The 19,238-nt window shown below is 70.1% G+C and carries 20 protein-coding genes and 1 pseudogene; 15 read left to right on the forward strand and 6 right to left on the reverse strand.

The window, feature by feature from the left end; all coding sequences use genetic code 11:
* Nucleotides 1-28 precede the first annotated feature (28 nt).
* The 3 genes and pseudogenes from ITJ56_RS18445 to ITJ56_RS18955 form a co-directional block, all read right to left on the reverse strand.
* A complete protein-coding gene (locus ITJ56_RS18445) occupies nt 29-496 on the reverse strand; it encodes a hypothetical protein (protein WP_228517597.1) in 468 nt (155 codons plus the stop codon).
* Complete coding sequence (locus ITJ56_RS18450; RefSeq protein ID WP_228517599.1) at nt 474-743, reverse strand: hypothetical protein; 270 nt, start codon at nt 741-743, stop codon at nt 474-476. Before ITJ56_RS18450 ends, ITJ56_RS18445 begins: the two co-directional genes overlap by 23 nt.
* A 79-nt stretch (nt 744-822) precedes the next feature.
* Nucleotides 823-882 (reverse strand): annotated as a pseudogene (locus ITJ56_RS18955) (hypothetical protein); the annotation flags it as partial.
* A gap of 65 nt (nt 883-947) precedes the next feature.
* Here ITJ56_RS18955 and ITJ56_RS11475 point away from each other — a divergent pair.
* The 4 genes from ITJ56_RS11475 to ITJ56_RS11490 all read left to right on the forward strand — a co-directional run bounded on the left by ITJ56_RS11475 (nt 948) and on the right by ITJ56_RS11490 (nt 4,478).
* Nucleotides 948-1,259, forward strand: a complete 312-nt coding sequence (locus ITJ56_RS11475) for a hypothetical protein (protein WP_194630733.1) — start codon at nt 948-950, stop codon at nt 1,257-1,259.
* Nucleotides 1,260-1,474: 215 nt separating this feature from the next.
* The gene (locus ITJ56_RS11480) at nt 1,475-2,419 is read left to right on the forward strand and encodes an isochorismate synthase (RefSeq protein ID WP_228517665.1); all 945 of its coding nucleotides are present in this window, start codon (nt 1,475-1,477) and stop codon (nt 2,417-2,419) included.
* Entirely contained in the window at nt 2,407-3,903 is a 1,497-nt protein-coding gene (locus tag ITJ56_RS11485) for an anthranilate synthase component I family protein (protein WP_194630735.1), read from the forward strand. Before ITJ56_RS11480 ends, ITJ56_RS11485 begins: the two co-directional genes overlap by 13 nt.
* The gene (locus ITJ56_RS11490) at nt 3,900-4,478 is read left to right on the forward strand and encodes an anthranilate synthase component II (RefSeq protein ID WP_194630736.1); all 579 of its coding nucleotides are present in this window, start codon (nt 3,900-3,902) and stop codon (nt 4,476-4,478) included. The genes ITJ56_RS11485 and ITJ56_RS11490 overlap by 4 nt, the downstream gene beginning before the upstream one ends.
* An 11-nt stretch (nt 4,479-4,489) precedes the next feature.
* On the opposite strand, the gene ITJ56_RS11495 is transcribed toward ITJ56_RS11490, so the two are convergent.
* Nucleotides 4,490-5,539 (reverse strand): alcohol dehydrogenase catalytic domain-containing protein, encoded by a 1,050-nt coding sequence (locus ITJ56_RS11495; RefSeq protein WP_194630737.1) that lies wholly within the window; start codon nt 5,537-5,539, stop codon nt 4,490-4,492.
* An 80-nt stretch (nt 5,540-5,619) separates the two neighbouring features.
* Between ITJ56_RS11495 and ITJ56_RS11500 the strand changes: the two genes are divergently transcribed.
* Both ITJ56_RS11500 and ITJ56_RS11505 read left to right on the forward strand, forming a co-directional pair.
* Nucleotides 5,620-6,564, forward strand: coding sequence for a DUF3097 domain-containing protein (locus ITJ56_RS11500; RefSeq protein WP_194630738.1), 945 nt, complete (start codon nt 5,620-5,622; stop codon nt 6,562-6,564).
* Nucleotides 6,565-6,636: 72 nt separating this feature from the next.
* Nucleotides 6,637-7,290 (forward strand): spermidine/putrescine ABC transporter substrate-binding protein, encoded by a 654-nt coding sequence (locus ITJ56_RS11505; RefSeq protein ID WP_194630739.1) that lies wholly within the window; start codon nt 6,637-6,639, stop codon nt 7,288-7,290.
* 276 nt (nt 7,291-7,566) lie between these two features.
* On the opposite strand, the gene ITJ56_RS11510 is transcribed toward ITJ56_RS11505, so the two are convergent.
* Nucleotides 7,567-8,580 (reverse strand): LacI family DNA-binding transcriptional regulator, encoded by a 1,014-nt coding sequence (locus tag ITJ56_RS11510; protein ID WP_194630740.1) that lies wholly within the window; start codon nt 8,578-8,580, stop codon nt 7,567-7,569.
* Nucleotides 8,577-8,999, reverse strand: coding sequence for a DUF3054 domain-containing protein (locus ITJ56_RS11515; protein ID WP_323749791.1), 423 nt, complete (start codon nt 8,997-8,999; stop codon nt 8,577-8,579). The genes ITJ56_RS11510 and ITJ56_RS11515 overlap by 4 nt, the downstream gene beginning before the upstream one ends.
* Before the next feature lie 125 nt (nt 9,000-9,124).
* Here ITJ56_RS11515 and ITJ56_RS11520 point away from each other — a divergent pair, with 125 nt between their 5' ends.
* The 9 genes from ITJ56_RS11520 to ITJ56_RS11560 all read left to right on the forward strand — a co-directional run bounded on the left by ITJ56_RS11520 (nt 9,125) and on the right by ITJ56_RS11560 (nt 19,165).
* Nucleotides 9,125-10,075, forward strand: a complete 951-nt coding sequence (locus ITJ56_RS11520; RefSeq protein ID WP_194630742.1) for a hypothetical protein — start codon at nt 9,125-9,127, stop codon at nt 10,073-10,075.
* A gap of 496 nt (nt 10,076-10,571) precedes the next feature.
* The gene (locus ITJ56_RS11525) at nt 10,572-11,726 is read left to right on the forward strand and encodes an extracellular solute-binding protein (protein ID WP_194630743.1); all 1,155 of its coding nucleotides are present in this window, start codon (nt 10,572-10,574) and stop codon (nt 11,724-11,726) included.
* Nucleotides 11,723-12,772, forward strand: a complete 1,050-nt coding sequence (locus ITJ56_RS18960) for an ABC transporter permease (RefSeq protein ID WP_194630744.1) — start codon at nt 11,723-11,725, stop codon at nt 12,770-12,772. Before ITJ56_RS11525 ends, ITJ56_RS18960 begins: the two co-directional genes overlap by 4 nt.
* Entirely contained in the window at nt 12,769-13,581 is an 813-nt protein-coding gene (locus tag ITJ56_RS11535; protein ID WP_194630745.1) for an ABC transporter permease, read from the forward strand. The genes ITJ56_RS18960 and ITJ56_RS11535 overlap by 4 nt, the downstream gene beginning before the upstream one ends.
* A gap of 41 nt (nt 13,582-13,622) precedes the next feature.
* The gene (locus ITJ56_RS11540) at nt 13,623-14,699 is read left to right on the forward strand and encodes an ABC transporter ATP-binding protein (RefSeq protein WP_228517603.1); all 1,077 of its coding nucleotides are present in this window, start codon (nt 13,623-13,625) and stop codon (nt 14,697-14,699) included.
* Between the two features lie 107 nt (nt 14,700-14,806).
* On the forward strand, nt 14,807-16,327 hold the full coding sequence (locus ITJ56_RS11545; protein WP_323749792.1) for an inositol monophosphatase family protein: 1,521 nt from the start codon (nt 14,807-14,809) through the stop codon (nt 16,325-16,327).
* Nucleotides 16,328-16,468: 141 nt separating this feature from the next.
* On the forward strand, nt 16,469-17,260 hold the full coding sequence (locus tag ITJ56_RS11550; protein WP_194630748.1) for a hypothetical protein: 792 nt from the start codon (nt 16,469-16,471) through the stop codon (nt 17,258-17,260).
* Nucleotides 17,261-17,318: 58 nt separating this feature from the next.
* Nucleotides 17,319-18,320 (forward strand): ATP-binding cassette domain-containing protein, encoded by a 1,002-nt coding sequence (locus ITJ56_RS11555; RefSeq protein WP_194630749.1) that lies wholly within the window; start codon nt 17,319-17,321, stop codon nt 18,318-18,320.
* Nucleotides 18,317-19,165: an ABC transporter permease gene (locus ITJ56_RS11560; RefSeq protein ID WP_194630750.1), complete on the forward strand. Its 849-nt coding sequence runs from the start codon at nt 18,317-18,319 to the stop codon at nt 19,163-19,165. Before ITJ56_RS11555 ends, ITJ56_RS11560 begins: the two co-directional genes overlap by 4 nt.
* Nucleotides 19,166-19,238 lie beyond the last annotated feature (73 nt).

Raw genomic sequence — 19,238 nt, forward strand, 5'->3', positions numbered from 1 at the left:
CGTTCGAGCGCGTCCGAGGCGAGCAGGACTATCTCCTCGGCCTGCCGCTCAACGACGCTGCGGCCGATGGTGTCGCCGGCACGGTTGCCGGGCCAGGCACCGCCGCCCCAGTCGTCGGAGACGTCCCCGATGGCGGCGAAGCGAGCCGTCGTGCCGTCCGCGCGGGCCGCGAGCGGGTTGATCCCCGTCTCAGCCGGGTGACGCGGGAGGCGACCTCGATGACGTGGTCGTCGGGCAGGAACGGGAACGTGCCGTCGTTCCGCACGTTGAGCACCTGGACGTCGCCGCGGTCACCGAGGATCGACGAGAGCACGTCGATCGCCGCCTCGGAGTAGTACGCCCCGCCGCGCTGCTCGAGTTCGGCGGGCTTCGTCACGACGGACTCGTCGGCGTACTTCGCGAGCAGCGCCCGCTCGGTCGCCATGACGACCTGGGCCCGGGTGGGCTCGCGGAGCTGTTCCTGCAGCGAGATGTCATGACTGTGGAAGTACCGCAAGGTAGTACGAGGGGATCGCTTCCTGCAGCCGGAGCAGGTCCGGGTGCATGTGCACAGTGTCGGCGGTGCGGTCGAGCGCTTCGCCGGAGAGCAGGTCCCCGAGCACGTCCCGCGTTGTGCCGTCGGCACCGGTCACCTGCATGCCGGGCTCCCACGTCAGGTGGTTCAGCACGATGTGGTCGAGCCGGACGGCGTCGAGTGCGACCCGGAACTCCTTCGCGCAACGCCGTTGGAACGGGATCGCCACGTTGCAGAGCCGGACTGCGCGGTGGCCGGGCTCGAGCAGCGCGCGGGTGAATGCCGACCGGGTTCGTGAAGTCGATTATCCATGTGTCGGGCTTGGCGTGCTTCCGGACGAGTTCGAAGTACTCGGGCACGAGGGTCACGGTTGGAAGCGCCTTGGCGAACCCACCAGGGCCGGTCGTCTGCTGCCCGGCTGCCAATTCGTAACATGCGTTCCGCTGCGCGAAAGGCGATCTTCACGAGTACTGATACGTTAACGCTGATGTTTCAAAAAGCCAGCGTGGCCGACCGTCTCCTTTCTCGTCTGCGCAGTGCCGGGGCGGGAGCATCGACGAGCAGCGCCGCGGCGATGGTGGGTACCGGCGAGGCGGACATGGCCGTCTGCAACGACGAGGCCCGCCGTCAGCAAGATCTGACCTGGTTCCGTGTCCGGAACGGTGTTCCGATCGTCTGGATGCTGTTCGGCAACAACGACGAAGGCGAATCCGGGTCGACACGCATCCATCGGGAGGAGCGGTGACGCGGGTTTCGGGGCCGGTGTTCCGATGGGGTCGACGTCCCTCGCCGTTCGAGGTCGTCGATGGAGTGGCGATCCGGCCTGGTGCTCCAGCTCACGTCCAGATCGGCGCGGCGCGAGACATGCTCAGAGCTGCGCCAACCGGATCGCTGATCGTCGGTGCACTGCCGTTCGACCTCTCATCGCCGGGAAGACTGTGGATCGGCAGACCTCGCTCGATGTCGCTTCCCAACTCCCGATCTCTTGGACATCGGACCGAACCATCGAGGGCGGACGACTCCGAGCATCGATCTGCCTTCACGTCTTCGGTCCGAAGCGTCCTACGTGGTATCTCTGACGGCACCCTTCAGAAGGTCGTCCTCGCCCGGACGGACGTGATCACGCGACCGGAGGACTTCGACGAGGCCGAAGTGTTCGCGCGGCTGAGTTCCGACCGGTCCTCCCTGGCGTTTCAGGTTCACGGTTCCGAGTCGCAAGGCGACTTCCTAGGGGCGAGTCCAGAAGTCCTCGTGCGGGTCAACGGTGCACGTCTGGTGTCGACACCGTTCGCCGGCTCGGTGCCGACGGGCGGAGTGTTGCGCACTCGTGCTCGAAACGAACTCATCCGATCCGCGAAGGTCGGCACGGAACACGGCTTGGTGATCGAGGACATCGTTGGTCGGCTTCGCGGAGTGGCGATGTCCGATGTCGATGTGGTTGGCCCAGAACTGCGGTCCACAGAACGCGTCTGGCATCTCGCATCCGCCATCACGACGACTGTCGATCGGGCGTACATCGACTCGCTTGCTGCGGTGGAGCTGTTGCATCCGACGCCTGCAGTCTGCGGCGTGCCGCGAACGGCTGCTCTTCGGGTCATCAGTGAGAGCGAGCCGTTCGAACGAGGACTGTTCGGCGGAGTGGTGGGCTGGCAGTCGCGCGATGGCGATGGCGAGTGGCGGGTGTCGATCCGTTGCGGACTCGTCACCGGGTCGTCCGCCCGCCTTTTCGCGGGCGCTGGCATCGTCCGGGGTTCCGACGCTGATGCCGAATTTGACGAGACAACGGCGAAGATGCGGACGATGAACGATGCACTGGCTGCTGCCGGAAAAACGGGCGCACCGGCTCCGTTGATGCAAACAGACGAAACACGGACACAAGAAGGCGATGCCAGATGGACAACGTGAGCGCGGAGGATATTCGGAACGACTGCGACATTGTGCGCCGACCCGTGCCGTTGATGCCGGCGATGGATGCGTATCGAGGGCTCCGGGCGACGTACGGACCGGAGCGTGCGTTCCTACTCGAGTCGCAGGGCGGGCCGCAGGAAGACAACCGGGTCTCGATGTGTGGCCTTGCGGGGCGGACCTCGCTCATCATCCGGAACGGTTCCATGGCGATCGACGGCGAACGAGATGCAATTCGAGTCATTGCCGGGGTCCTCGTCGAAGCGGGAGTGATCGTTGCCGACGGAAGCGCTTACCGCTTGGTCGCTGACGATTCGCTCTGGATGATTCCTCGGATCTTGGATGCGGCCACGCGGACGTCCGACGATCGCGCCGATCTCGCGTTGTCCTTCCTGGTCTTCTTCGGGTACGACGCCGTGCACTACATCGAGCGGCTCCCACGTTCGATTCCCGATCAGGATGATGCCCCGCCTGACGCTGTCATCAGTTTCGTCGACGCCATCGTGACCTTCGAGGAGCACCGCGGCGAACTTGCCGTCGTTCGCTCCTCCGTTTGGGGTGGCGAAGACCCAGACCGCGTCGAGGGCGCGTTGACCGCGTGGTCGGAGGAGAACACTTCGCCGGAGGCCGTCAGCGGAATGCCGACGGTGCCACGTCCGCGCCGGATCCGCGACGACGTGACACGCGAGGAGTACCTGAGACGCGGCGAGGTCTGTCTCGAGCACATCCGCCAAGGAGACGCCTACCAGGTGCAACTCGGACACTCCGTGACCATCGAGACAGATGCCGATCCCTTGACGGTCTACGAACGTCTCCGACGGCGAAACCCGTCGCCCTACATGGCCTTGTTCACCGTCGCGGGCCACGTCGTGGTCTGTGCGAGTCCGGAGTTGTTCGTCCGGCTGGAGAAGGGCTCGGCGACGATGCGACCGATCGCTGGCACCATCGCGCGAGGAGCTGACGATGCAGCGCAGCGGGCCCAGCTCGTTGACGACCCGAAAGAGCGAGCCGAACACCTCATGCTCGTCGATCTCTGTCGGAACGATCTCGGACGTGTCGCAAGGCCCGGGACGCTCGACGTCGAGGTCATGATGGCTGTCGAGACGTACTCGCACGTATTGCACCTCGTGTCCCAGGTCGTCTGCGAGCTGGAGGCCGGGCACGACGTGTGGGACGTCATCCGTGCGGGCTTCCCAGCCGGCACGATGTCCGGAGCGCCGAAGGTGCGCGCTATGGAGATCATCGAGTCCCTGGAATCGACTCGACGCGGTCTCTATGCGGGCGCCTTCGGATTGGTCGGCCTCGGGAGCAGGCCAGCTGTCCTCGGTCTCGCCATCCGCATGGCCGTCGTTCGTTGCGGGACGTACGTGCTCCGCGCCTCCGCGGGTTTCGTCGCGGACTCAACGGGAGACAGCGAATGGGAGGAGACCCTCCAGAAGATGGCTGCTCCCTACTGGGCGGTCTGCGGGGAGGAGATCCGATGAGTGTCGTCCTCATCGACGCGTTCGACAGTTTCGTGCACATCATCGAGCAGTACCTCGCCGATGTGGACGACGAGCGGACTGTGCTCCGGGCGGCTCCAGACGTGATCCAGAGTGTCGAGTTGCTGCGACCAGACTTCATCGTCCTCGGTCCGGGCCCAGGCCACCCGGACGTGTCCGGCCACGTCGAGCTCGTCCGCCACTTTGCCGGAAGGATCCCCATCTTGGGTGTTTGTCTCGGCCATCAGGCGATCGGGGCAGCGTTCGGCGCCGCTGTCGTCCGTACCGACCGCATCCGCCACGGGAAGACGAGCACCATCAAGCACGATGGTCGAGGGCTTTACGGGCTGGGACCGCAGGGTCCGCGCAAAGTCACGCGGTACCACTCACTGGTCATCGACGAGTCCACATTGCCCGCCGATCTCGTCGTCACGGCACGTTCGGAAGACGACGGTCTCGTGATGGGGGTTCGCCATCGGGCACTTCCGGTCGAAGGCGTCCAGTTTCATCCGGAGAGCATCGGCACGGTTGACGGGGCGGCCTACTTCCGCGGGTTCCACCAGGCGTACGTGGAGTGAGCGACCGGCGCCTACGGGCGCAGCAGCACCTTGATGGCCCGACGCTCGTCCATCGCGCGGTAGGCCTCGGCGGCCTCGTCGAGCGGCAGCTCGAGGTCGAAGACGCGCCCGGGGTCGATCGCTCCGGACAGCACGTCGGGCAGCAGCTCGGGGATGTACTTCCGGGCCGGGGCCATGCCGCCCGCGATGGCGATGTTCGTGTCGAACAGGTAGCGCGTGCCGATGGTCGGCACCCCGTGCGGGACCCCGACGAAGCCGAGGTTGCCGCCGGGGCGGACCGAGTGCAGCGCCTGGTCCATGCTCTCCTCGGTGCCGACGGCCTCCACCGCGCAGTCGGCCAGGTCGCCGCCGAGCAGTTCGCGGATCGCCGCGACGCCCGCCGCGCCACGCGCCGCCACGATGTCCGTCGCGCCGAACTCGCGGGCGAGCGCCTGCCGGTCGGCGTGGCGGCTCATCGCGATGATGCGCTCCGCGCCGAGCCGCTTCGAGGCGAGCACGGCGGACAGCCCGACCGCGCCGTCGCCGACCACGACGACGGTCTTGCCCGGGCCGACAGCGGCCGACACCGCGGCGTGGTGCCCCGTCGAGAAGACGTCCGACAGGGTGAGCAGCGACGGCACCAGGGCCGGGTCGACCGGGCCGGGGACCGCGACGAGCGTGGCGTCGGCGTCCGGGATCCGGACGTACTCGGCCTGCGCGCCGCCGACGGGGTCGCCGTACGCGTCGTCCCCGCCGAAGCCGGACAGGTGGTCGCAGCCCGTGGTCATGCCGTGGCGGCAGGCCTGGCAGGTGCCCTCGTTCATGGTGAAGGGGGAGATGACGAAGTCGCCCTCGTGCAGGGTCGTGACCGCGTCGCCGACCGACACGACCTCGCCGACGAGCTCGTGCCCGATCGGCCGGGGCGCCTTCGTCGACGTCACGCCCCGGTAGGGCCAGAGGTCCGAGCCGCACACGCATGCGGCGACGACCTTGACGACGACGTCCTTCGGGGTGAGGAGCGAGGGACGGTCGCGCTCCTCGACCCGGATGTCGTTCGGGGCGTGGATGATCGCTGCGCGCACGGGAGGGCCTTCCGTCGAGATGATGGGGAACCGGCGCGGTCGACGTCGTCCGGGCCGTCGTCGACAGTACCCTCGTGCGGGTGGACGACGACCGGTACGGCGGCGATGTGCTCTCAGGGGACTGGCGCTCGCGCGGGGTGAAGAAGGTGCGGCAGGTGCCGCTCGAACGGGACATGGTGCTCGAGGACCCGGACTCCGGGTGGGCGGGTGCCGTCGTGGGGCTCGAGGCGGGCAACATCGCCCTCGAGGACTGGAAGGGGCGCACGCGGTCCTTCCCCTTCACCGGGCAGTTCCTGCTCGAGGGCGAGCTCGTCACACTGGGCCGCCCTCAGGCGCCGGTCGGCCGGTCTGCCGCGGCCGCCGCCGGCGCACCTGGTTCGCTGGGTTCCGTCCATACTGACTGGAGGCCCGGGGCGGCGCCCGCCGTGCGGCAGGCGTCCGACGGCGGTCGCCTCCGCACCGCGTCGGGATCGTTCGCGGTGGAGTCGCAGCGGGCGCGGGTCGCCCTGCCCAGCCGGATCATGGTCGAGGGCAAGCACGACGCCGAACTCGTCGAGAAGGTCTGGGGCGCCGACCTGCGCGTCGAGGGCGTCGTCGTCGAGGAACTCTCCGGCGTCGACAACCTGGCTGCGGTGCTGGACGACTTCCAGCCCTCCCGTGCGCGTCGAGTCGGCGTGCTCGTCGACCACCTGGTGCCCGGGTCGAAGGAGTCTCGCTTCGCCGACGCCGTGATGCGCGGGAAGTGGGGCGCGCACGTGCTCGTCGTCGGGCACCCCTTCGTGGACGTCTGGCAGTCGGTCAAGCCGGCACGGGTCGGGCTGCGGGCGTGGCCGACGATCCCGCGCTCGATCGAGTGGAAGAAGGGGATCTGCCAGGCGCTCGGGTGGCCGCACGCGGAGCAGGCCGACATCGCCCGGGCCTGGCAGCGGATCCTCGGACAGGTGCGGACCTTCACGGACCTCGAGCCGCAGCTGCTCGGCCGCGTCGAGGAGCTCATCGACTTCGTGACGGAACCACAGGCCTGAGAACCGGGCCGATTCACCGACCAGCCCCGTGCGCCGGGGGCGATCCGGCCCTCCTGTCCGTATCGTTGGGGGATGGACGGCATCGACGGGCGCGTGCGGGGCGCGGTCGACCTGTGGCTGCGCTGGTTGCCGCGCTGGCAGATCGGGACCGCCCGCCCGCGCACCCGCATCTGCCGGAAGTGCACCGGGTCCCCGATCGCGTCGGCGGCGGGGTTCGGGTCGGACGTGCCGCACGCCGTCCAGCACGCGCTGATCGGCCGGATCTCGACCATCGTCGAGGACGCCGTCGACGACTACACGGCGCGGAACCTGCCGCTGCTGCAACGCGAACTCGAGCGGGCGGCGGCCCGGAAGCGGCACGCGGGGTACCAGCCGGCCGAGGGGCTGTCGCCCGAGTTCCAAGGCCTCGACGTCGACCCGGAGCCCTCGCCAGGGTCGCCGTTCCTGTTCACCCTCGGGGAGCTGGCCGGCACGGGCGCGGCGGAGCAGGCGCCGCGGGAGCCGTTGTCCGACGTGGCCAAGGCAGCGCTCCGGCACGAGATCGAGTTGTCCGACGAGTGTGCGCGGTCCACCGGGACCGCTGTGTGCCTCGCGCTCATCGAGCACCGGCCGCGCATCGCCGAGGCGGTCGAGCGACTCGTGGAGCCGCAGATCGAGGCGTTGGTGTCCGACATGTTTCGCGGGTTCGACGGGCCCGGGGAGGGGCCGCGCGGCGGGTTGTTCTAGGCGGGGGGGTTGCGCGGCGCGGGTCCTGGGCGGCCGTGGGGCGAGGCCGCACGGTGCTGTATCTGTCGGCCCGTGCGAGGTTGCCCGCTCGGTGCGCGCTTGTAGCGCCGCACCGAGCCACCGCGGTGGCACCGCTTGACAAACCTGGCACGGTGCGTGCTCCTCGAACCTCGCACCGCATCGCGAACCGTGCGCGGCTTGAGTGACGCCGCACCGTGCGCGAGGCCCGAAGCCTGCACGGGTTGAGTGCGACGCGCACGGTGCGAGGTCGGCGGCTCAGCGGGGGAGGAGGGTGCGGCCCGCGATCACGGTGCCGCGCAGCGAGCGGTGTTCGACGGGGCGCGTCGGGTCGTCGATCCGGCCGATGACGAGGTCGATCGCCTCGCGGCCGATGCGCTCGATCGGCTGCTCGAGCGTCGTGAACCCGATCCAGTCGTTCGCCAGCGGGTAGACGCCGTCGAACCCGGTCACCGAGAGGTTGCGCGGGACCTCGACACCGCGGCGGGCGAGTGCATCACACACGTCGAGCATGAGTCGGTCCGTCGGACACATCACCGCGGTGACGTCCGACTCGCGCATCGCGTCGACGACGTCGGCGGCGAGGTCGTCGGGCGATCGCACGAAGCTGGCGTCGATGTCGATGACCCTCGCGCCCCGAGCCCGGAGGCGCTCGACCATCGCCGCCGAGCGCGCGTGCTGGGTGATCGCGTTGTCGAGCGGGACGGTGAGGACCACGACCGTGGTGTGGCCGGCATCGGCGACCGCGTCGGCGATCGCCGCGCCACCGTCGGCCTCGTCGCAGTACACGCTCGACAGCGCCGGGTGCAGCTCTGGACGACCGGCCACCACCGTGGCGATCCGCGGTGCGAACTCCGCGATGTCAGCGGACGGCATCAGGCCGCTGCAGACGACGAGACCGTCCACGCGCATCGAGACGAGCGCTGCGAGGGCGGACTTCTCGTCCTCGACACGGCCGACGCCCGTCGTGGTGACGACCCGGTAGCCGAGCTCCGACGCGCGCCGCTCCATCACGGCGTGCAGTGCGGTGTAGACCATCGACGAGGCGTCGCGGACGAGCATCCCGATCGTGTGCGTCCGACCGCTGACGAGACCGCGGGCCATGGCGTTGGCGACGTACCCGAGCTCCGCTGCCGCGCGTTCGACGCGCTCGCGGGTCTCGTCCGAGAACCGCCCCGTCCCGGAGAGGACCCGGCTCACCGCCGACTTGGAGACGCCCGCCCGTGCGGCGACGTCGAGGATGGTCGGCTGGGAACCGCGGCTGCCGTTCACGTGTCGGACGCTGCGGCGTCCTGCCGGGGCCGGGATGCGGTGAACCGGAGCACCCCGCGGGCGATTGCGCGCCAACCGAGCAGGAACACGCCGAGCACGATCGTCGCGACGATGACGAACGAGATCGGCAGCGGGTTGCCGTCGACGTCGCCCTGGCCGGTGGCGACACGGATCGCCAGACCGACGAAGACCGTGAGGACCCAGACCACGACGCCGGTCGGCCAGAAGCGCAGCGGCCGGGCCCAGGCACCGCTCGTCACGTACCCGATCGCCCACCCTGCCAGGAACGGGTACGCGGTGGTCCAGAGCGCCAGCGCCGTGTTCGCTTCGCCGTGGGACGAGCGCCCGATGAGCGCGAAGACGACGATGAGGACGACGTCGATGACGGCAGCGAGCCAACCCCAGGTGCGTGCGTTCACCCGCTCATTCTCGCAGCCTCCGGGGTGCTCGCTCATTCCTCCACAAGGAGCCCGGTGCGACTGGTGTTCCACAGCCCTCCCGCGCGATGCTGCTCCGAAGGTGGTGGCTCCGGAGCATCGGGAGTATGTCGATGAACCTCAAGCTCGCACCGGTCCCCGAAGTCCTCACGTTCCGAACCTCCGCACAGCGCCCGGACGAGTCCGATGCCATCAGGCGTCGGGCCGCTGCGGGAGAGCTCACTCGGGTCGCGCGCGGACTGTACGCCGAGTCTGCGGGATGGGCCGCGCTCCGCACCACTGAGCAGCACCACGTCCGACTCCGCTCGTTCGCCGACCGGATCCGCGCCGGAGACCTGATCTCGCACGTCTCCGCCGCAGTCGTCTTCGGTGTGCCCCTGCTCAGTGCACCACCGACGCGGATCCACGTGACCTCACGCGGTGCCGACCGGCGCACCACGAACGCGACCTTCGTGGTGCACGCCGACCTCGACGCCGAACGGAACGAGCGTCCGGTCGTCACACCCGACGGGTTGCTGTTGTGCGGACTCGATCGGCTGGCGACCGACCTCGCACTCACACTGCCGTTCACCGACGCGGTCGTGTCTCTCGATGCGCTCCTCCGTCGCGATGTCGAGCGGGAAGACGTCCGATCGGCGATCGAGCGGCGCGGGCAGAAGGGACGACGTCGCGCACTCCGGGCGATCGGGTTCGCCGATGCCGCGTCGGACTCACCGGGGGAGTCGTACGCGCGAGCGCGGTTCGACCAGTTCGGGACACCGACGCCGGTCCTCCAGCACCGCTTCCGGACGCTCGGTGAGCCGGACATCGTCGTGGACTTCTGGTTCCCGGATGTCGGGGTCGTGGTCGAGTTCGACGGAGCCGTGAAGTACCGGAGCAGTGCGTACCTGCGCGGACGGACTCCGGAGCAGGCGCTGCTCGACGAGAAGATCCGAGAAGACCGACTCCGTGCGTTCCCCGAGGTGCGAACCGTGGTGCGGCTCACCTGGTCGGACCTGCGCAACGAGTGGGTCCTCCGCGCGAAGCTTCGCCAGGCCGGAGTCCGAATGTCTCGCTGAGGGGTATCAGTCGCGCACGGTGCGAGATCGTTCGGTCTATCGCGGGTGCGCACGGTGCACGGTGCGTCGCCCGCCGCGAACGTGGCTGCTCGGTGCGGGTTCGTCGACCGCGAACGGGGCGGCGCACCGTGCACCCTTCGCCGGTCGGGGGCGAGCAGCCCGCTCGGTGCAGGGCTGTAGACGGGCACGGAGCCGTCAACGTCGCACAGGTGGGCGGAACTCGCACCGTGCGCCGTCACCGCACCGGACGCACACCCCAGCACCGCGTCGCACCCGCACCCGCGCCCCCGCCCCCGCACCCGGAGTTCACCCGGCGGCGACGCCCGCGGCACCCGGAGTTCACCCGGCAGCGCCACACTCGACCCCGGTGCGGGAACGTTCCCCCCCCCCCCCCCACGACCCCCACCCGCACGACCCCCACCCGCACCATCCCCGCACCACCCCACCCCCGCACCACCCCACCCCGCACCACCCCACGGAACAGGGAGAACCCCACGTGAAGACCCGAGTCCTCGCCGGCTTTGCCATCGCGGCAGCCGCGACCGTCGCACTGTCCGGCTGCGTGCAGAGCGCCAACGCCTCGAACGCCTCCGACACTGACGGCACCACCGACCTCACCGTGTTCATCAGCGGCGACACCAACGTCCAGGACCTCTGGGACAAGTCGCTCATCCCCGCCTTCGAGAAGGCGAACCCGAAGATCCACGTCAGCACGAGCATCGACCTGCACGGCGAGCACGACGCCCAGACCCAGGCGAACCTCGCCACCGCAGTCAAGGCCGACAAGTCCGTCGCGTACGACCTCGTCGACGCCGGCTTCGTCACGACCGCGGGCAAGGCCGGGCTGCTCAGCACGGTCAGCGACAGCACGATCCCGAACCTCAAGGACGTGCCGGACGCCACGAAGGAGCAGGGCGGCGACAGCGCGATCCCCTACCGCGCCTCGAGCGTCCTGCTGGCCTACGACTCGAAGACGGTGACGGACCCGCCGGAAACCCTCGACGACCTCCTCGCCTGGATCAAGGACAACCCCGGCGAGTTCGCCTACAACTCGCCGTCGTCGGGCGGCTCCGGCGACTCGTTCGTCTCGACGGTGCTCGCGAAGTACCTGACGGCCTCCGAGCAGGAGACGATGCAGACGAAGTACGACAAGTCGCTCGAGTCGAAGTGGGACAAGGGCTTCGCCGCCCTGAAGGACCTCGGCCCGTCGACGTACCAGAAGGGCGTCTACCCGAACGGCAACGACCAGGTCGTGCAGCTGCTCGGCAGCGGCCAGATCGCGATGGCGCCGGTCTGGAGCGACCAGTTCATCACCTCGCAGAAGTCCGGCATCATCCCCAAGACGGTCAAGGCCGTGCAGATCGCCGACCCGTCGTTCAACGGCAGCGCGAGCTTCCTCGGCATCCCCAAGACGGAACCTGCGGACAAGAAGGCCGCGGCCGAGAAGCTCGCCGACTTCGTCCTGAGCGCGAAGGGGCAGCAGCTCGTCGCGAGCGCCGTCTCCGGCTACCCGGTGGTCCCGCTCGACAGCCTGCCGGATTCGGTGGCCGAGCAGTTCGCCGACGCGAACCCCTCGCAGCTCCGCCTCGGGTTCCAGAGCGACTTCTCCGCCGACATGAACGCGGCGTGGGACGCGAAGGTCCCGCAGTGACCCAGACCGTCCAGGACGGCCCGGCAACCGGCCGGGAGGCCCGTGGCGACTCCGCCACGGGCCTCCCGGCCGTCCCGCCACACGGCCAGGGCACGGCAGACCCCGCGAGCGGGCGCACCGCGAGCACGCGCACCGCCCAGGAGCGGCTGGCCCGCCGTCAGCGGTGGCAGGGACTGACCCTCGTCGCGGCCCCGGTCCTCGTGGTCGTGCTGTTCGTCGGCGTCCCCGTCGTGAACGCCGCCCTGTTCAGCCTCGGGTTCACCGGCGGCCTGAACCAGGCACTCGCCGACATCGGTGGCGACACCGTCCGCGGCTTCTCGCTCGCGGTCTACGGCACGCTGCTCGGCAACGCCACGTTCCTGCGCGACCTCGTCGCGACCCTCGGGGTGACCGCACTGTCGACGGGGCTGACCGTGGGGCTCGCCGTCGTCGTGGCGGTGATCCTGCGGCTCCGCGGCGGGTTCCTCGGCAAGACCCTCAGCGTCCTCGCCGTGGTGCCGATCTTCGTGCCGGTGGTCATCGCGAGCTGGTCGATCCTGACCTTCACCGACGCGCAGGGCTTCCTCCGCAGCCTCGGCGCCCAGTTCGGCCTCGACGTGCCGGTGTGGGGCTACACCCTCGTCGCCGTGGTGTTCGGCAGCGTCTGGACGAGTCTGCCCTTCGCCGTGCTGATGATCGCCGGAGCGCTGCAGGGCACGCCGGACGCCCTGGTCGAGGCTGCGAAGGACGCCGGAGCGAGCAGCTGGCGTGTCGTCTGGCAGGTCCTCCTGCCGATGGCCGCGACCCCGCTCGTCATCGCGACGACGTTCACGGTCATCGGGGTCCTCGGATCGTTCACCGTGCCGTACTTCACCGGGCCGAACGCCCCGACGATGCTCGGCGTCGACATCTCGAAGTACTTCCAGGCCTACAACCGTCCGCAGCAGTCGACCGCGATGGCGTTCATCGTGTTCGCGTTCGCGGCGGCCGCGAGCGTGTTCTACCTCCGCTCCACGGTCCGCTCGAACGCGGGCGAGCTCGACAAGAAGAAGCAGGAGCCACAGTGATCAAGCGACTCACCGGCAGCGCCCTGGTGTGGGTGACCGCGATCGTGCTGGCCGTCTTCATCCTCGGCCCGCTCGTCTGGCTGGCAGCCCGTGCCTTCGCCACGACGTGGACGTACCCGAACCTGCTGCCGGACGGCTGGACCCTGCAGTGGTGGGGCACCGTGTTCGAGGATCAGAGCCTCGGCGTCGCGGTCCAGAACTCGCTCGTCCTCGCACCGCTCACGGTCCTCATCGCCGTGGTGGTCTGCCTGCCGGCGGCGTGGGCGATCAGCCGCATCGAGTTCCCGGGGCGACGGCTCGTCCTGGTCGGGCTGTTCGCCACGAACGCGTTCCCGAAGATGGGTCTCTTCGTCACGATGTCGGCGATGTTCACCGCGCTGAACCTCATGAACACCGTGACCGGCATCCTCATCGTGCACGTGCTGGGCTGCGTCGTCTTCATGACGTGGCTGCCCGCCGCGGCGTTCTCGGCCGTCCCGCGCTCCCTCGAAGAGGCCGCGCGTGATGCCGGGGCGAGCCGCTGGCGGACGTTCTGGCGTGTGACGTTCCCGATCGCGTGGCCGGGGATCCTCGTGGCGATGGTGATGTCGTTCCTGGCGTCCTTCGACGAGGCGCAGGGCACGTACCTGGTCGGCGCCCCGACCTACATGACGATGCCCACGGCGATGTACTCGCTCGTCCTGAACTCCCCACGGCAGGTCTCGGCGGTGTTCGCGATCGCGCTGAGCATCCCCTCGGTGGTGCTGCTCCTGCTCGCCCGGAAGCACATCATGGGCGGCCGACTGGCGGACGGGTTCCAGATCCGATGACGCAGACACCGACGACCACCACCAGCACGAAAGGCGACCACATGACGGACGCACCGCTCGTCGCGGAACGCACGCCGGGCCTCCCGGCCGACGGCAGCACGACGGACCGGACCCGCACCGGCGGGCTGACCATCCGCGGACTGCGCAAGACGCTCGGCGGACGCGACGTCGTCGCCGGCATCGACCTCGACGTCGCGAAGGGCGAGCTCGTCTCGCTGCTCGGTCCGTCCGGCTGCGGCAAGACCACCACGCTCCGCATGGTCGCCGGGTTCCTGCCCGCCGACGGCGGCGTCGTGACGATGGGGGACCGCGACGTCACGGCGCTCGGCCCGGAGCGTCGGCCGAGCGCGATGGTGTTCCAGAACTACGCCCTCTGGCCGCACATGACGGTGACGCAGAACGTGGCGTTCCCGCTGCGGACCCGGCGTGTGCCGAAGCAGCGGGTCGCCGAGCGGGTGCGCGACGCGCTCGAACTCGTCGGGCTGAGCCACCACGCCGGGTCGAAGCCGACCGCGATCTCCGGAGGCGAGCAGCAGCGCGTCGCCCTCGCCCGCGCCATCGTGCAGGAGCCCGACGTCCTGCTCCTCGACGAGCCGCTGTCGAACCTCGACGCGAAGCTCCGGGTGAGCGTCCGTGACGAGATCCGGCGTATCCAGCAGCGCCTCGGCATCACGACCGTGATCGTGACGCACGACCAGGACGAAGCGCTCAGCATCTCGGACCGGATCGCCGTCATGCACGACGGCCGCATCGAGCAGATCGCGACTCCGGGCGAGCTCTACGCCCGCCCCGCCACCGGCTTCGTCGCCTCGTTCATCGGGTCGACGAGCGTCGTCAGTGGTCGGTTCCTCGCCGGCACGTCCGTCAGCCCGACGGCGGCGGACACGGTCCTGATCCGGCCCGAGCAGGTCGTGCTCACCGACGACTCGCCGATCCGGGCCACCGTCGCGCGGGTGCTCATGCGCGGCCACTTCGCCGAGGTCGTGCTCGCCACCGACGGTGCCGAACTCCGCGCGTTCGTCACCGGGACACCGCCGGCGGTCGGCACCGAGACCGGCGTGCGCCTCGGCGAGGTGCTCGTGCACCGCGACGGCGTGCTGCTCGAGGTGGCCCGATGAGTGCCGCCGTGCCGGTGGCCGGCTCCGTCGCGTTGGGGTCCTCCGCGTCGACCGCGTCGGCGTCGGCCGACCGGGTGGTACCGACCAGCCCGGACGGGAGGCCCGGCGTGCGTCCGCCACGCCTCGTCGCCCACCGCGGTGCGCCGCGCGTCCGGCGCGAGAACACGCTGCCCGCCATAGCGGTCGCCGAGGCGCTCGGCGCCGAGGTGATCGAGGTCGACGTCCGTCGGACCGCCGACGGCGTCGCCGTCCTGCTGCACGACGAGACCCTCGGCCGGATGTGGGGTGACGCCCGTCGGGTCTCCGACGTCGCCTGGTGCGACGTCGCCCGGCTCGGCAACGGTCTCGACCGGATCCCGCGCCTCGACGGTGCACTGGAGCGGCTCGACGGCTGCCGCTCGGCCCTGCTGATCGACCTGACCGACGCCCAGGACGCCCTGGTCGCCGCCCGTACGGTCGCGGGGTTCACCGGGTCGACCGCGGTCGCCTGGTGCGGTGCGCCGGTCGCGATGGCGGCGGTGCGCTCCGTACTGCCCGAGGCCGACGTGTGGCTCGCATGGGAGTCGCTCGACCCGCCCACCGCGCGGGACCTGGAGGCGCTGACCCCGTCGACCCTGAACCTCGACGTCGCGTTCCTCACCCCGCGCACCGTCGAGGTCGCGCACGCCCTGGGCCTGCGCGTGTCCGTCTGGACCATCGACGATGCGGAACCGGCGATCTGGGCGGCACGCCTCGGCGTCGACTCGATCACCACGAACGACGTCGGCGCCGTCGGGGCCGCACTGTCCGCGGCGGAGCGAGACGGTTGGCCCGAGCGGGACCGCGAGCCCACCGAGACCGAGGTCGCCTCCCGCGCCCAGGCCCTGGCCCACCGCATCGCCCACGAGGTCATCGCCTACACCCGCGAGCACCCCGTCAGCGAGATCCGCACGAAGGCCAACCCCGCCGACCTCGTCACGGACGTCGACCGGCTGGTCGAGCAGCACGTGCGATCGCGCGTCCGGATGGTGTTCCCCACGCACGGGTTCACCGGTGAGGAGTACGGCGAGGCCCCCGGCGACCGTCACCGCTGGTTCCTCGACCCCGTCGACGGCACCACGAACCTGGCGAACGGTGTGCCCTGGACCTCGATGTCCCTCTGCCTGACCCGCGGCGGCCGACCCCTCGTCGGCGTCGTGGCCGACCCGTGGCGCGGCGAGGTGCTCGAGGCTCGGCGCGGTCGCGGTGCCACCCTGCGCGACCGTCAGCTCCGGTTGGACGACGTGCCCCGGCCGCTCGCCGGTGCCGTCGTCGGGACCGAACTCGACGGACACCGGCCGTGGCCGGGCTTCGGTGCGTTCCTCGATGCCCTCGCCGACCGATCGTGCACGCTCCGGGTGCAGGGATCGGGCACGCTGACCATCGCCCAGGTCGCGGCCGGGCGGGGGATCGGTGGCTGCGTCTCGGCCTTCAACCCGGTCGACCACGGCGCCGCGGTGCTGCTCGTGCACGAGGCCGGGGGCATCGTGCTCGCGCCGTCCGGCCCCGTCGAGGGCTTCCCGCCCGTCGGCGAGCCGTTCCTCGTGGCACACCCCGGTGCCGCGGACGAGCTGCACGCGGTGTGGACGGCGGCGCTCGCCGCGGGGTGAGCGGGCACGCCCGGTCGCCGCTCGCGTCGCTCCCGGCCGACTCTGTGCGGGCGCTCAGTCATCCGTCGTCGGCGCTCCGTAGGGTGGCGGCCCACGGCTGGTCCGACCGGACCGCACCGCGCACCCGAAGGAGCATCGACCATGGGATTCCTCGACCGCCTGCTCGGACGTCCGGAGCGCGACCGGTCCGGTGGCGCGCAGCAGAACCAGTGGGGACAGCCGCAGCAGCAGGGCTACCGGTACGGCCAGCAGTCGTACCAGCAGCCCGCGCCCGCGTCGCAGCAGGGCGATCAGTACGGTGTCCCCGGGTGGGATGGCGGAGCTCCGGCGCAGGGGGCCACGACCGACGACGAGCGAGCCGTCGAGCGCTACCGGTACCTGCTCCGGACGGCACCGCCCGAGCGCATCGAAGCGGTGCACGCCGAGGCCTTCGCCAGACTGACCGACGAGCAGCGCCGGATGGTCTACGACGAGTTCACGCGGACGGCGCCTCCCGGTGAGGCTCCGCGGGGCGACGACCCGCGCTCGCTCGCGCAGAGTGCCACCCGGTCGGAGATCCGCCAGCCGGGCTTCATGGAGCGTTCGCTCGGTGGGGTCGGCGGCGGAGCCGGAGGCCGCTTCGGTGCACGGCGCGGCGGGCCGTCGTTCGGCAGCATGATCGGTGCCTCGGTCCTCGGGACGGTGGCCGGGTACGTCATCGGGTCCGCGATCATGAGCGCCTTCCTGCCGGACCCCGGATCGTTCGATGGCGGTACCGACGCTGCGGGTGACGGCAGTTCGGAGGACACTGGTGGCGACTCCGGCGACGCCGGTGCGTCCGACGGTGGCGCATCCGACGGCGGCGGGTTCGAGAGTGCGGGCTGGGGCGACAGCGGATCCGACTTCGGTGGTGGTGGCTTCAGCGACTTCGGCGGTGGCGACTTCGACGTCTGAGTGACGATCGTCGTCCCACCGGCCCGCTGATGTTCTCCGTGGTCGACGAAGGAGCGACATGGCCATCATCGAAGCCTCAGGGCTGACCAAGACGTACCGATCGAAGTCCGGGCCGGTGCACGCACTGGCCGGACTCGACCTGTCGGTGCCGCAGGGCACCGTGACGGCACTGCTCGGCCCGAACGGCTCGGGCAAGACCACCACGGTGAAGGTGCTGACCACCCTCATCACGCCCGACTCGGGCACCGCGACGATCGACGGCATCGACGTGATCGCCGACCCGCAGGCCACCCGACGGTCCATCGGGGTGTCCGGGCAGTACGCGGCTGTCGACGAGAACCTGACGGGGTTCGAGAACCTCGAGATGATCGGGCGGCTCTACCACCTGGGCCGCCGGACCTCGCGCGAGCGGGCCCGCGAACTCATCGACGTGTTCGACCTGTCCGAGGCGGGGGACCGCCCGGTGAAGGGGTTCTCCGGTGGCATGCGCCGACGCATCGACCTCGCGGGTGCGCTGGTGATGAACCCGCGCGTGCTGTTCCTCGACGAGCCGACGACCGGGCTCGACCCGCGCAGCAGGCTCGCGCTCTGGGGCATCATCGAGGACCTGGTGGCCGAGGGCGCGACGGTCCTGCTCACCACCCAGTACCTGGAAGAGGCCGACCGGCTCGCCGATGACATCGCGGTCATCGACGACGGCGCGGTGATCGCCGAGGGCACAGCGGACCAGCTCAAGGCCCAGGTCGGCGGCCACCGGGTCGTCGTCGCCCTGGTCGATGACGCGGACGGCGACGCCGCCACGGACGTGCTGCGACGGTACGGGGTGGGTGACGTTGAGATCTCGGGCGACGGCCGCACCCGGGCCATCGCGGTCGAGGCCGGTCCGGCCGCCCTGCAGCGCGTCCTCGCCGATCTGGGCGACGCGGGCATCGACCTGCACGATGCCGGTATGCGTCGCCCGACCCTCGACGACGTCTTCCTGCGTCTCACCGGCCACGCTGCGACGGACGACGACGCCGGCGAAGCCGCCGACACCGAGCAGAAGGAGGCGGCACGATGACCACCACGTCCGTCGCACCGGGCCGACAGCTGCCCGTCGTCGTCACCTCGCCGATCGCCGTCTGGTTCGAGGACGGCTGGACCGTCACCAAGCGGAACCTCATCAAGATCAAGCGCTCACCGGACATGCTCGTGTTCGCGGTGCTGCAGCCGATCATGTTCGTGCTGCTGTTCAGCCAGGTGTACGGCGGCGCGATCCAGGTGCAGGGGACCGACTACACGCAGTTCCTGATGGCCGGGATCTTCGCGCAGACCGTGGTGTTCGGTGCCACGTTCTCGGGATCGGCCATGGCGCAGGACCTGAAGGAGGGGCTCATCGACCGGTTCCGCACGCTGCCGATGTCGGCGTCCGCGGTGCTCGTCGGGCGCACCAACTCGGACCTCGTGCTCAACTCGATCTCGATGGTGATCATGATGCTCACCGGCCTCGCCGTGGGGTGGCGGGTGAACTCGTCGCCGCTCGAGTTCCTGGCCGGCATCGCGCTGCTCCTGCTGTTCAGCTACGCGTTCAGCTGGGTGATGGCGCTGCTCGGCATGAGCGTGAAGACACCGGAGGTCATCAACAACGCATCGTTCATGATCCTGTTCCCGTTGACGTTCGTCTCGAACGCGTTCGTGCCGAGCGACACCCTGCCGCTGGTCCTGCGCGTGTTCGCGGAGTGGAACCCGGTGTCGTCCCTGGTGCAGGCCGCCCGTGAACTCTTCGGCAACGTCGGGTCCGCGCCGGTCCCGGACATCTGGACGATGCAGCACCCGGTGCTGACGGTCCTGATCGGCATCGCGGTGATGCTCGTGGTGTTCGTGCCGTGGGCCGTCAACAAGTACACCCGGATCAGCACGAAGTGAGGCGCTCGTCCACAGGGGTCGTCCGGGTGCGCGCGCGGGTCACCCGGACGGCTTAGCATCATCCACGTGACCG

The sequence above is a fragment of the Curtobacterium sp. VKM Ac-1376 genome (assembly GCF_015351025.1).
Lineage (GTDB): Bacteria > Actinomycetota > Actinomycetes > Actinomycetales > Microbacteriaceae > Curtobacterium.